The following is a 13,273-nucleotide window of genomic DNA, read 5'->3' as shown; positions in this document are numbered from 1 at the left end:
AAGTCTTTTTGAGAAAAATTTCAAACAAAATTAAAGATTTTTGCTTATAATTGTAAAAGAAAATCTTTTTGTAAGGGCAAGTGATGATTCATAAAATTTTAATCGCCAATCGTGGAGAAATAGCCGTTAGGATTATCAGAGCGTGTAGGGATTTACACATTAAAAATGTAGCTATTTTTACAGAGCCAGATAGAGAATGTTTGCATGTAAAAATCGCTGATGAAGCTTATAGGATAGGAACTGATGCGATTAGGGGCTATTTGGACGGAAAGAGGATAGTTGAGATCGCTAAGGCGTGCGGTGCTGATGCTATACATCCAGGATATGGTTTTTTGAGTGAAAATTATGAATTTGCTAAAGAGTGCGAGGACGCTGGGATTATCTTCATAGGACCAAAATCAGACATTATTCGCAAAATGGGAAATAAAAATATCGCAAGGTATTTGATGAGTAGAAACGGAATTCCTGTAGTTCCGGGCACTGAAAAGCTCAATAATAACACCTTAGAAGAGATTAAAAACTATGCTGAAAGGATAGGCTATCCTGTGATCTTAAAGGCAAGTGGAGGTGGCGGAGGACGCGGAATTCGTGTCGTGCGTAAGGAAGAAGAGCTTGAAAATGCCTTTGAATCTTGCAAAAGAGAGGCTTTGAGCTTTTTTAATAACGATGAAGTTTTTATGGAAAAATACATAGAAAATCCACGTCACATAGAATTTCAAATTCTAGGCGATAATTATGGCAACATCATTCATCTTTGTGAAAGAGATTGTTCTATACAACGTCGTCATCAAAAGGTTATAGAAATCGCTCCATGTCCTAGTATTAGTGAAAATTTACGCAAAACTATAGGCGTAACAGCCGTAGCAGCAGCTAAAGCAGTGGGCTATACAAATGCTGGAACTATAGAGTTTTTGCTTGATGATTATAACCGCTTTTATTTTATGGAGATGAATACAAGAATACAAGTTGAACACCCTATCACTGAAGAAGTAACCGGCGTTGATCTTGTAGTAAGACAGATTAAGATCGCTTCTGGGGCGATTTTAGACTTACAGCAAAGTGATATACATCCAAGAGGTTATGCTATAGAAGTAAGAATCACAGCTGAAAATGTATGGAAAAATTTTGTGCCAAATCCGGGTAAAATCAGCGAATACTTCCCAGCCTTAGGACCGGGCGTGCGTGTGGATAGTCATATTTACAAAGGCTATAGCGTGCCTCCTTTTTATGATAGTTTGCTTGCAAAGCTTATCGTTAAAGCCACAAGTTATGATCAAGTCGTCAATAAGCTCGAAAGAGCCTTGAAAGAATTTATCATCGATGATGTGCGAACGACTATACCTTTTTTAATCGCTATTACAAAAATCAAAGAATTTAGAAGAGGGTATTTTGATACTTCCTTTATAGAAACACATATGCAAGAGCTTTTAGAAAAGACAGAAGATCGCCATCAAGAAAACAAAGAAGAAGTTATAGCTGCCATTGCTGCAACTTTGAAAAAGATCAGAGAAAGCAGGTAGAATGGACTTTACTGAAAGTTTAAAAAATATAAAAGCTCAGATGATTAAAGAGGGCAAAGAAAATCACACTCAAGCAAAAGACTTAAAGCCTGAAAAAAAAGATCAGCAAAAAACGCAAAAAGAATTTGAAAGTGTGGCTGAAAAAGAAGAAAGATTGGCTGCTGAGTTTTTGGAATTTATTCAAAATGAGGATATAAAAAGAATTCGATGAGGCAAATTGGCTTTTGCACCTTAGAAGATGAGTGTCCTTATCTTGAGAGTAAGCGTTGCAAGATGGAGTATAAGTTCATCGAGAATTGTTCTAAAGAGCTTAATTTTGAGCTTGTAAATAGAGGTTGGAGACGTTTTGGAGCGTATTTTTCTCGCCCTATTTGTTCAGCTTGCAATGAATGCTTAGGCTTAAGGATTAAAGCAAGTGAATTTAGATTTTCTAAAAGCTACAGAAGAGTGATTAACAAAAACACCCACACTCAAATTTATCTTAAAAAGCCCCAGCTTAGTAACGAGCATTTGTATTTATATGAAAAATATCATCGTTTTATGGGCGAAAAAAGATCGTGGAAAGTCTATAATCTTTCTTTTAGACAATACTATAATCTTTATGTTGATGAGGCAAATGATTATGGCTTTGAGCTTGATTTTTATGTGGATAAAAAGCTAGTTTGTGTTGATCTTATCGATATCTTTGAGGGTGGAATTTCAAGCATTTATTGTTTTTATGATCCAGAATACGCACATTTAAGTTTGGGTAAGTTTTCACTTTTAACAGAGATTAAGCTCGCGCAAAATAGGGGGCTTGAGTATATTTATCTAGGATATTTTGTCAAAGGGTGTCAATCTTTGTCGTATAAAGCCGATTATAGTCCAAGTGAAATTCTAAAACAAACAAGCCCACTTGCACAAGAGGCTTTTTTATGGGAGGATTATAATGCAAATCGTTCAAAGTCTAGGTTCAATTAGCGTTCATACCGATGATATAAGCGTTTTTCATTATTTTAAAAATCTAATTAAAAAAAATTTTTCAAAGGTTTTGGGTAAAAAGGATAAGATTTTTTCTTTTTTTCAAGAAGATGAAATTCCTCAGCGAAAATATTTTTTAAAGCTACTTGAAAAGCGTTATAAAGAAAGTGTAAATGGCGATCTTGCAAATTTAAGTGAGGCATATCATAAAACCTTTAAGCTTAATTTTAAGCAAGAAAATACACTCAAGCCGGTGATTTTTGTAAAGATTGAGTTTATGCCAGCTGGTTTTGCTTTGAAATTAAGCTCGAATGAAAAGCTTTTTATCTCTTATATAAAGCAGTATTTTAAAGATCATGAATGTGAATACAAAGAAGAAAGTCAGCTTTTAATCATCTCTTATAAAGATAAAAACACGCTTGCTTTGTTTGAAGAGTTTGCAAGCACAAATGAGCATTTAAAATACTGCATTGACTTTGATGTCAATGAGGAAGAGTATGAAAATTTCAAACACAAGGTGCAAAAAAAAGAAGACAATAAATGGAAATTCAACGCTCTTGCAAAGCTTTTTAGTTCATATTTTCAAGTGCTTGAATGTTCTCCAGAAAACGATTTAAATCAAATCAGACAAAAATATCTTGTGCTTGTAAAGCTTTATCACCCAGATTTTTATCATGGCAAGAGTATGAGTGAGATCGCACAAGCAAGAGTTCAGTTTGAGAAAATTCAAATCGCTTATGACAATCTTAAAGCCCTTTACAAAAATAATGCCTAAAGGGCTTTAAATTCCTATAAATTCGAAGTTTTAATAAGACTTTAGCTCATTTTTTACACATATACACAAAAAAGCTTAAAAAAATATAAATAAATTTCTTAAATTTTTTAAACTTAAAGCTCTATTTTTCAATGCTTTAAAGATAAAATCACATTGTGAAATAGCTGTGAATAAAATCAAAAAAATAACAAGCTTAAATTGTGAAATAATTATAAATAAAAATTAAACAAATGAGCTTTAAAGCTAGAAAAGCCATATAACAAAGCCTTTTAGCTTTCATTGTAATTTTTTATTCATTTAGCTGTATTTTATGTTACAATGTAGCGATTTTAATTCTTAGGAAATAAAGTGAAAATTGTGTGCTTTTTATGTGCTTTTATATTGTGTGTAAGCGCTGATAGGAGTTTAAGTCTTATTATGTCAGGTGATGCCTTGCTTCATTCACGCGTGTATAAAGACGCTGCTTTTAAGGATAAAAACTCAAGCACAGGCTTAAGTTATGATTTTTCAAAAACTTTGGCTCATCTAAAGCCTATCATAACAGAGTATGATCTTGCATTTTATAACCAAGAAAGCATACTTGCAGGCAAAGAATTTGGCTTAAGCTCTTATCCAAATTTTAACGCACCGCAAGAATTTGGCACACAAATGCTACAGCTTGGATTTAATCTTGTAAGTCTTGCAAACAATCATACTTTAGATAGAGGAGAAGCAGCTGTGCTCGCTTCTTTGAAATTTTGGCAGGCACAAAAAGAAGTTGTAAGTGCTGGAAGCTCTTTTTCTTTTGAGGATCAAAAACGTTTAAGGATTAAAGAGATAAATGGCATTAAAGTAGGGCTTCTAGCTTATACTTACGGCGTAAATGGGCATTTTTTACCTCAAGAAAAGGCGTATTTGGTTGATATTTTTGATAAACAACGAGCCAAAGAAGATATTAGGCGTTTGAAAAAGGAGGCTGATCTTATCCTTGTTTCAATGCATTGGGGCGTAGAATATGCCTTTGAGCCAAATGAGGAGCAAAAAGAATTAGCCTCATTTTTAGCCAAACAGGGCGTGCATATTATCATAGGAAATCATTCGCATTTCATTTCGCCTATCGAGTTTGTAGATGATACTTTAGTGATTTATTCACTTGGTAATTTTATCTCATCACAAATCGGCTTAAATCGCCGCATAGGCTCGCTTGTAGGTGTAAAGCTTAGCCTTGATGAAAAGGGTAGGGTAGTGTTTGAAGATATTGGCTTTGAGCTTATTTTTACTTACTATGATGAAAATTTTAAAAATTTTAAGCTGTATCCATTTTCGCTTTTAGATGACTCTGTGCTTGCAAATCATAAGCAAATTAGACTTGAATTTGAAAAGATTATTCAAAGCAAAGACAAGAACATTAAGGCAGGCTTGCCAAAGTTTTAATTACTGCTTCGGTAGCGGAATTGCCCTTTTCTAAACACCATAGGAAAGCCTCCTAAAGAAAAAAGCCAGCGATTTTCTATGGTGTTTTTCATAAAAGCTGCAAATTCTCCAGATACATTTTTGCCATATACAATGCCAACGCCATCGGTATGCCCTATAGAACACACTGTGCCCCTATGCTTGAAAGAAAAACTTTCTGTGAAGCTTTTACCTTTGAGTTTTTGGCTCAGCATACGAGCTACAAAGTCTCCCATTTGTGCTGAAAGCTGGGCTGTTGGTGCGTGAATGGCGTCTTTTGTTGTAGGACAAGCGCTATCTCCTACAACAAAAATTTCAGGATAATCAAAACAACGAAGCTGTCTATCAACTTCTATCCTGCCTTTTCTATTTGGTATGCTTGATTTTTCTATGATATCACTTCCCTTTACTCCAGCTCCCCAAAGAATGGTATTTGCTTTGATAAATTCATCTTTGCCATTTCTTTCTATGATAACGCCATTTTTACAAACTTCTTTGACGTTGCCTTTTGTGATGAGTTTTACACCCATATCTTCAAGCTTTTTGACAGCTTTTTGACTCAGTTTTGTATCAAAAACAGGTAAAATTCGATCACTCCTTCCTATGCAAGTGATTTTAGGTATTTTTTTATCAATACCACAAATCAGGCATAGCTCCTCGATCTGTGAAGCAAGTTCAGCTGCAAATTCAATGCTTGTAAAACCCGTTCCACAAACAACAACGCTAAGATCATCAGGGTTTTTGCTATGTATGTAATCTTTGAATTTATGTTCTATGTGCTGGGAAAGCTTTAAGGCTCTATTGAGCGAGGATAGCTTAAAGCTGTGTTCTTTCACACCTTTTATGCCAAAGCTATCTGGTTTAAAACCAAGCGTGATGACTAAAACATCATAATCATATCTGCCCCCATTTCCATACACACAACGTTCATTTGGGCTAAGATTAATGATCTTATCTTTGATAAAACGCACTTTTTTTGGATCTAAAAGTTTGCGGTAGTAAATTCTTGCTTTTCGTGGCGAGAGCGTGCCTATGGCAACTTTGTGTAAAAGTGTGGTTTGGTAGTGATAGTCGTGCTTGCTGATTAAAGTGATCTCAGGCTTATTGTTTGATGAAAAAGAAACGAGTTTTTGAAGTCCAAGTGCAACTTTTAAGCCTCCATAGCCTCCTCCTATAATAAGAATTTTTGGGTTTTGAGGGAGCTTGAGTTCTTCTAAATTTTTAAGTTGGCAGCTTGTGGTTTTTTGCATTCATTTTCCTTTGTGTTGAGTGTAGATTTTGCTTATTTGATTATAACTTATTTTTAAAAATATTACTCTATTTTGCATACTTTTATACACCTAAATGTTAAATTTATAAACACAGATAAGCTTTATAAATTTAAAATGCAATTTTATAGAAAAGGTATCAAAACTTATGTTGCAAGCTTTCCTTGTTCTTGCATAGAGTTTTGCAGAACAAGGATTTGAAGCTTTTATGACTATTTGCAAAGTTAAATTGGCTAGGCTTTTAGCTCGCTTTGATTTGAGCTTGCTAGGCTATCTTGTTTAAGATTGGCATTTGCTAGGCTTTGATTATGCAAGGTTTGAGCCATATCAAACACGACAGAACTTAAAGAAGCAAAGCTTGAGCTTGAAAGCGATGAGTTTGTAAAATACTGACTTATTTTCATAAAACTATTTTCGAAGGAATTTGCAAATTCCTTTGTTTTGTCTTCGTTTGAGCTTTTATCTTCTGCATTTGAGCTTTGTTCCTTTGTGCTTTCATTTTTGTTTTCAAATAAGCTTTCTAAATTTTCAGAGATAAAATTACGAGCAAAAATATCAAGATTATTAAATCTGGCATTCATAGCCTCTTGCAAAGATGAGAAATCGCTTCCGCTCATATCAAAAAGCCTAATGACTAAAACACTTATCCGAGTAGTTTGCTCAACAATCGTTGTTGTCGTTGTGAGGCTGGAAGTATTTGAGCTAAGCTCGCTTTCATCAAGGTGGGAGCTAAAGTCTTTATCTTTTTGTATGAGCTCATCAAGACTAGCATTTGTTTGACTTTTTTCATTTGCTGTATCCAAAGCCTTGCTCCAGCCACTTACAAATTTTTCAGCCTCAGCACTTAAGACATATACCCCATCTTCTCTTTTATAGACGCTTTCTTCGCCAAATTGTTCTTTAAGAGCATTTAGGCTTTCTTTACTCAAGGCTTTTTGGCTAAATTCTAAACTTGAGCTATCTCTAAAAAAGACAGATTCTAATCCTAAGGAATTGTTTTGTTCTAAAAGCTTTTCATCGGCTTTTAAAGTATTGGCTATGGCTTCAAATTGCTCTTTTTCTATACTATCAAATTCGACTTTATAGGCATTTTGGGGCAGATTGGTTTGGGTTTGAGAAAGCAAGCTTGAAGCAGTTATGCTTGTGCGTTCAACTCCACGATTTACTATATTTAAAAAGGCTTCTTGTTTGCTGTAGGCTATGGTAAAATCTCCTAGCCCAAAGCCTATGTTTTCGTTTGTGCTTAAATCTTTACTCAGCACATTAGAAAGACTTGAGTTTTTTACATAATCGCTAAAACTTGTATTGTCAATCGTCTGCAAGCTTTTTTGCATACGATCAAGCAAGCTTTCATACCCAAAAAGAGCGTTTGTGTCATTTGAAAAAATGCTATTCATTAGAAATCCTTTTTTTGAATTTCCTTCAATCTATACTTCATTTTACTAAAAGCAAATTTCATTCCAAAACAAACAAAAATTGACTTTTTTTATTAAAAATTTGATTTTTTGATGATAAAGGGTAAGAAATGATAAAGGCAAAGTGTTTTTTTTAAGAAGCTAAGAAGCTAAATTTACTTTGCCTTGCAAAGCACGCAAGGCAAAGTTTATAATAAAAAGGAAGGTAGGCTTACATCATGCCACCCATTCCTCCCATGCCACCCATACCGCTCATATCAGGCATAGCTGGTTTTTCTTCTTTTATCTCGCTAATTGTTGCTTCTGTAGTTAAAAGCATTGAAGCTACGCTTACTGCGTTAAGTAGGGCTATTCTTTCTACTTTTACTGGATCAATGATACCAGCTTTAAGCATATCAACATATTCGCCCTTTGCAGCGTCAAAACCAAGATGTTCTTCTGTGCTGCTTTCAACTGAATTTACAACCACGCCTGCGTCAAAGCCAGCATTTTCAGCGATTTGTTTTAAAGGTGCTCTTAAAGCTCTTTCAACTATGGCTGCACCTATAGCTTCATCGCCTTTTAAATCAAGCTTGATTTTTGATTTTGCTTTGATTAAAGCAGCTCCACCGCCGATAACTATACCTTCTTCAACAGCAGCTTTAGTAGCGCTTAGTGCGTCATCAACACGATCTTTTTTCTCTTTCATTTCAGTTTCAGTAGCAGCACCAACCTTGATAAGAGCTACTCCACCGCTTAATTTAGCAAGTCTTTCTTGGAGTTTTTCTCTATCATAATCGCTTGTAGTTTCTGCGATTTGAGCCTTGATTTGATTGACTCTTGCGTCTATATTTTTCTTTTCGCCAGCACCATTAACTATAGTCGTGTTGTCTTTATCAATGATAACTGAGCTTGCTTGTCCTAAGTCTTGCAAACTAGCACTTTCTAAGGTTCTGCCAAGCTCTTCAGCGATAACTTCACCTCCTGTTAAGATGGCAATATCTTCAAGCATAGCCTTGCGTCTATCGCCAAAGCCCGGAGCTTTTACGGCTGAGATATTAAGCACGCCTCTAAGTTTATTTACAACTAAGGTTGCTAAAGCTTCGCCTTCTATGTCTTCAGCGATGATTAAAAGAGGTTTGCCTGTTTTTTGGATTTGCTCTAAGATAGGAAGCAAATCTTTTAAGCTAGTGATTTTTTTATCAAAAAGCAAGATATATGGGCTTTGAAGCTCAACAGTCATTTTATCTGCATTAGTGATAAAATAAGGGCTTAGATAGCCTCTGTCAAATTGCATACCCTCAACCACATTAAGCTCATCATTGATTGACTTTGCTTCTTCAACGGTGATAACGCCGTCTTTGCCTACTTTTTCCATAGCATCAGCGATTAATTCACCGATTTTTTCATCTGAATTTGCTGAGATAGTTGCTACTTGAGCGATTTCTTTTTTATCCTTAACTTCTCTTGAAAGCTTTTTAAGTTCAGCTACTATAGCTTCGCAAGCTTTATCCATACCTCTTTTGACTTCTATAGGATTAGCTCCAGCTGTGATATTTCTTAAGCCTTCTTTAAAGATAGCATGAGCTAAAACTGTAGCTGTTGTGGTGCCATCGCCTGCTTGATCAGCTGTTTTGCTTGCTACTTCTCTAACTAAAGCAGCACCCATATTTTCAAGACTATCTTTAAGCTCAACTTCCTTAGCTACGCTTACGCCATCTTTTGTAATGCTTGGAGCACCAAAACTCTTTTGGATCAAAACATTACGTCCTCTTGGTCCCATAGTTACTTTAACAGCGTCATTAAGTTTTTTTACGCCTTCATAAAGTTTGTTTCTTGCTTCATCTGAAAAAAATATTTCTTTTGCCATTGTTTATCCTTTTTCTAAAATTTATTTTACTATACCTAAAACATCATCGATGTTAAGCACAAGGTATTCTTCTGTGCCAAGTTTTACTTCAGTGCCGCCATATTTAGCAAAAAGCACTTTATCGCCAACCTTAACATCGCTAAGCTCTTGACTTACTGCGATAATTTCTCCCATTAAAGGTTTTTCTTTGGCATTATCTGGTATAATTATGCCAGAAGCTGTTGTATTGGTTTCTTCTACGCGTTTAACAAGGACGCGTTTTCCTAAAGGTTGAAAATTCATTTGTGTAGTCCTTTCTCTTTGTAAATTGTCGCTATTTTTAGCACTCTTTATATTTGAGTGTTGTGATTATACGATAAAAAATGAATTTTGTCAATACCTTTATAAAAAAAATTCAATAAACTTTAGTTTAACCGACTAAAGTTTATTTATAAAAAACTTTTAAGGACGGGATAAAATGAAAAAAGCTCTCTACATTATAGGGGTTGTGTTGGCTGTGATTCTCATAGCTTTGTATGTGATTTTATTTACTTCTTTTGGAAATAAAATCGTTGCTTCTTACGCTGAAGATAAGATTAGAACCTTGAGTGGTTTAGACGCAAATTTATCTACATTTAAATTGCGTTTTTCAAGCCTTGATGTCGCTCTTGATATAGCAAATATGGCTCAATTAAAGGTAGAGGGCAATCTTAGTCTTTTTAGCTTAGGTTTTGATTTAAATTATCTTTTAAGTCTTGATAAAAATTATGCTCAAAAAATGAGCTTAAATTTAAAAGACAATCTTAATTTCGGCGGCAAGATAGCAGGAAAAGCAAGTGATTTTAATGTGAGTGGAAATGGGGCTTTGTTTGGCTCAAATGTAGCTTTAAATGCGCGTTTGCTTGATTATTCTCCTTTGGAATTAAAACTGAGTGCAAATGGTATTAAGATAGAAGAGCTTTTAAATTTACTTTCAAAACCAAGTTATGTCAAAGGAAATATCAATATAAATGCCGATATAGCAGCAAAGGATCTAAAACCTGAGGGTAATGCCTTCATAAATCTTGCTACGAACTCTATCAACTATGATTTACTTCAAAGGGATTTTAATCTTTCCTTACCGCAATCAAATTTAAGCTCAAATATCACTATCTTTATGAAAGATCAAGATATTAACGCAAAAAGCGAGACTTTAACTTCTTATATAAGCTTGAAAACCGATAAAACACATTTTAACCTTGCCAATAGTGTTTTAGACACAGATTATACTCTTTTAGTGCCTGATTTAAGCAAGCTTGAAAAACTTATAGGCTCAAAAGCAAGCGGAAATTTAAATCTTGATGGCAATGCAAGCATTGATCTTAATTCACTAAGCTTGCTTCAAGAACTTCAAGCTAAACTTATAGGAAAGGACATCAAGTTTGCAAATTTAAATCTTAATTCCCTTCATCTTAATGCCAATGCTAAAGGCGAGGGCTCAAAGATTAATTATAATGCAACTTTAAAATCAAATCTAGCTAATGTGCCAAAATTACAAGGTTTTTATGATATGAAAACACAAGAATTAAGCCTAGATACTGAAGCAAAAATCGATGATTTAAATGAGTTTAAAAGCATAGCTGGACAAAGCTTGCAAGGTAGTGTAAGCTTAAATGCGAGTGCAAATTTACTGGGCTTTGTCATTAAAAGCTTAAAAGCTGATGCAAATGTGGCTGGAGGCACAATCAATGCAAGCTCAAATGGCAAAAGTCTTGATCTAAGCATAAATAAACTTGATCTTAGCAAGGTTCTAGCTATAGTGGCTCAGCCAAGTTATGTCAATGCAAACTTAGACGCAAAGGCTCATTTAAGCTCTCTTGATTTTAGCAAGCTAAATGGCTCATATGAAGCAAAAAGTAGTGGAACTTTTGGGGCAAAAGCTTTAAGTGCTATGCTTGGTAAAACTTTTCCTGCAAATACTCAATTTAATCTTGATTTAAAAGGCGATATTAAAGATAGTGTAGCTGGTTTTGATCTTGTTTTTAAGAGCGATTTAGCGAATTTAGAAAGCTTTAAAGGCTCATTTGATCTTAACAAAATGCTTTTAAGCTCGACTTTTAAACTCAATGCCTATGATTTTTCAAAACTAGGCTTTTTAGCTGAAAGAAAGCTCAGTGGAAAGGCTGTATTTACTGGAAATTTAGACTTTGATAAAAGCATAAAAGCAAATATTAACAGCGAAAATCTCTACCAAGGAAAGCTTAATGCTAGCCTCATAAACAACGCTTTTAAAGCAAATATAGCTGGTGTTGATTTTTCTAGCTTGATGAAGGGACTTGATTTGCCTGATTATTATGAAGGAAAAGCAAGCGTTGATGTGGATTATAATCTTGTAAGTTCAAGTGGAAATGCAAGTGCAAATTTAAACAATGGTAAATTAAAAAATGTAGGCTTAGTAAAGACTGTATCAACGCTAACTAAAAGCGATTTGACAAAGGATTCATTTAGTGAAGCAAAGCTCAATGCAAAGCTTAGCACAAACCAAATTGGCTTGAACCTCAATATGAAATCGCCTCGTGTAAGCATAGCCATTAATAATGGCACAATCAATTCCAAAACAAGCACTTTAAACCTTCCTCTTACCCTAGGCGTAGATAAAGCAAGCTTTAAAGGCACGATCAAAGGCACAAGTGCTAATCCAAGCATAAATATAGACTTAGGAAGCGTGCTTAAATCAGCAGCTGATAAATTTATCGATGATAAGGTTAAAGAAAAAGGTGCAAAAGAGCTTAATAAGTTTTTGGATAAATTATTTTAGTCATAAATCAAGCCTAGCCCAAGCTAGGCTTGTATAAATTTAAAACTAAAATAAGCCTTAATGAGTTAAAATGAATGATATGAAAAAGGTAAAAGTAGATGAAAGCATATTGTAATAAAAAATTTATATTACTCTTTTGCAAATGCTTTTTTGTTGTGCTTATTATCAATCAATTTTGTATCCATAGAGCCTTTGCGGGCGAGTTGGTAAGAGCTGTCTTAATAAGCTTGCCTCATATCATTTTGATCGCTTTTTTAATCGCTTTTTATATCGATAAAGAGAAAAAAGCCAAAGGAGAGTAGAGTGTTAAGTATTTACACAAAAACAAATAATAAGCTTGTGCAAAAGCTTCGTTTTGATATACAAACAAGTGTTTTGCCTGAAAATATCTTATGGCTTGATTTGTTGCGTCCAAGTGCTGAGGAGATTAATTTTGTCTCAAAGTTGTATAATCTTGAAATTCCAACCCAAGAAGAGCGAGAAGAGATCGAGCTGAGTGCGAGGTATTGGGAAGATAATACCAGCATTACGATTAACACTCACTTTCTTATCCGCACGAGTATGGACGAGCTTTCCTTGACAAATGAGACTTTGACTTTTTTGCTTTCTCAAAATATCTTATTTACTTTAAGATATAAAGAATTTACGATTTTTGAAGAGATTGAGGCAAGAATTCTAGCAAGTCCAAAGAATTTTGAAGATGGTTTTGATGTTATTGATAAGATGTTTGAAGTGCGCGTAGAAAAGGACGCGGATATCTTAGAATGGATAGACAGAGAAGCAAGGAAACTAAGGATAGAAGTATTAGAGCGAAAAAATGAGCTTGTGTATGATAGGATTTTAAAATCCATTTCAAATTTGCAAGAGCTGAATATGCGTGTGAGAGATTCGCTTTTTGATAAAAGAAGAGCAATGACTTCTTTGATAAAAAGCGATAAGATTGATAAGGATATTAAGCAGAATTTAACCATAGTGCTTAAAGACTTAAATTCGCTCGTGGAATTTGATGTTTCTCAGCTAAACATTCTTGATAATATCCAAACCATCTTTGCCAATCAAATCAATATAGAACAAAACAAAACGATCAAGCTTTTCACGGTTGCAACGGTGGCGATGATGCCAGCAACGCTTATAGGCACGATTTATGGTATGAACTTTAAATTTATGCCAGAATTAAACTGGACTTTTGGCTATCCTATAGTAGTAACTTTGATGGTAGCTTCTGTGATCTTGCCTGTTGTATTCTTTAAAAAGAAGGGTTGGATTTGATAGAGTATAA

12 protein-coding genes are annotated in these 13,273 nt (G+C 34.5%); 8 read left to right on the top strand and 4 right to left on the bottom strand.

Annotated elements, in window-relative coordinates; translation table 11 throughout:
- Positions 1-83 precede the first annotated feature (83 nt).
- The 5 genes from DMB95_RS03165 to DMB95_RS03145 all read left to right on the top strand — a co-directional run bounded on the left by DMB95_RS03165 (position 84) and on the right by DMB95_RS03145 (position 4,668).
- Entirely contained in the window at positions 84-1,520 is a 1,437-nt protein-coding gene (locus DMB95_RS03165; RefSeq protein ID WP_137633084.1) for an acetyl-CoA carboxylase subunit A, read from the top strand.
- A 1-nt stretch (position 1,521) separates the two neighbouring features.
- The gene (locus DMB95_RS03160; RefSeq protein ID WP_137633083.1) at positions 1,522-1,731 is read left to right on the top strand and encodes a hypothetical protein; all 210 of its coding nucleotides are present in this window, start codon (positions 1,522-1,524) and stop codon (positions 1,729-1,731) included.
- Entirely contained in the window at positions 1,728-2,480 is a 753-nt protein-coding gene (locus DMB95_RS03155) for an arginyltransferase (protein WP_137633082.1), read from the top strand. Before DMB95_RS03160 ends, DMB95_RS03155 begins: the two co-directional genes overlap by 4 nt.
- Entirely contained in the window at positions 2,449-3,255 is an 807-nt protein-coding gene (locus DMB95_RS03150) for an adenylosuccinate lyase (protein WP_137633081.1), read from the top strand. Before DMB95_RS03155 ends, DMB95_RS03150 begins: the two co-directional genes overlap by 32 nt.
- Positions 3,256-3,603: 348 nt before the next feature.
- On the top strand, positions 3,604-4,668 hold the full coding sequence (locus DMB95_RS03145; RefSeq protein WP_260604816.1) for a CapA family protein: 1,065 nt from the start codon (positions 3,604-3,606) through the stop codon (positions 4,666-4,668).
- On the opposite strand, the gene DMB95_RS03140 is transcribed toward DMB95_RS03145, so the two are convergent.
- From DMB95_RS03140 to groES, 4 genes are all read right to left on the bottom strand, one after another.
- Entirely contained in the window at positions 4,665-5,936 is a 1,272-nt protein-coding gene (locus tag DMB95_RS03140; protein ID WP_142930885.1) for an NAD(P)/FAD-dependent oxidoreductase, read from the bottom strand. The two genes, DMB95_RS03145 and DMB95_RS03140, sit on opposite strands and share 4 nt — an antisense overlap.
- A 251-nt stretch (positions 5,937-6,187) precedes the next feature.
- The gene (locus DMB95_RS03135) at positions 6,188-7,351 is read right to left on the bottom strand and encodes a hypothetical protein (protein WP_142930884.1); all 1,164 of its coding nucleotides are present in this window, start codon (positions 7,349-7,351) and stop codon (positions 6,188-6,190) included.
- A 229-nt stretch (positions 7,352-7,580) separates the two neighbouring features.
- The gene (gene groL, locus DMB95_RS03130; RefSeq protein ID WP_142930883.1) at positions 7,581-9,218 is read right to left on the bottom strand and encodes a chaperonin GroEL; all 1,638 of its coding nucleotides are present in this window, start codon (positions 9,216-9,218) and stop codon (positions 7,581-7,583) included.
- Positions 9,219-9,239: 21 nt separating this feature from the next.
- Positions 9,240-9,500, bottom strand: coding sequence for a co-chaperone GroES (gene groES, locus DMB95_RS03125; RefSeq protein WP_137633077.1), 261 nt, complete (start codon positions 9,498-9,500; stop codon positions 9,240-9,242).
- Between the two features lie 175 nt (positions 9,501-9,675).
- Between groES and DMB95_RS03120 the strand changes: the two genes are divergently transcribed.
- The 3 genes from DMB95_RS03120 (at position 9,676) to corA (ending at position 13,263) form a co-directional block, all read left to right on the top strand.
- Complete coding sequence (locus tag DMB95_RS03120) at positions 9,676-11,994, top strand: hypothetical protein (protein ID WP_142930882.1); 2,319 nt, start codon at positions 9,676-9,678, stop codon at positions 11,992-11,994.
- Positions 11,995-12,092: 98 nt separating this feature from the next.
- The gene (locus DMB95_RS03115; RefSeq protein ID WP_137633075.1) at positions 12,093-12,296 is read left to right on the top strand and encodes a hypothetical protein; all 204 of its coding nucleotides are present in this window, start codon (positions 12,093-12,095) and stop codon (positions 12,294-12,296) included.
- A gap of 1 nt (position 12,297) precedes the next feature.
- Positions 12,298-13,263, top strand: a complete 966-nt coding sequence (corA, locus tag DMB95_RS03110) for a magnesium/cobalt transporter CorA (RefSeq protein WP_137633074.1) — start codon at positions 12,298-12,300, stop codon at positions 13,261-13,263.
- Positions 13,264-13,273 lie beyond the last annotated feature (10 nt).

The sequence above is a fragment of the Campylobacter sp. MIT 12-8780 genome, assembly GCF_006864535.1.
Taxonomy (GTDB): Bacteria; Campylobacterota; Campylobacteria; order Campylobacterales; family Campylobacteraceae; genus Campylobacter_D.
Note: the sequence above shows the minus strand (reverse complement) of the source record. Positions and strands in the feature narration are given on the sequence as shown.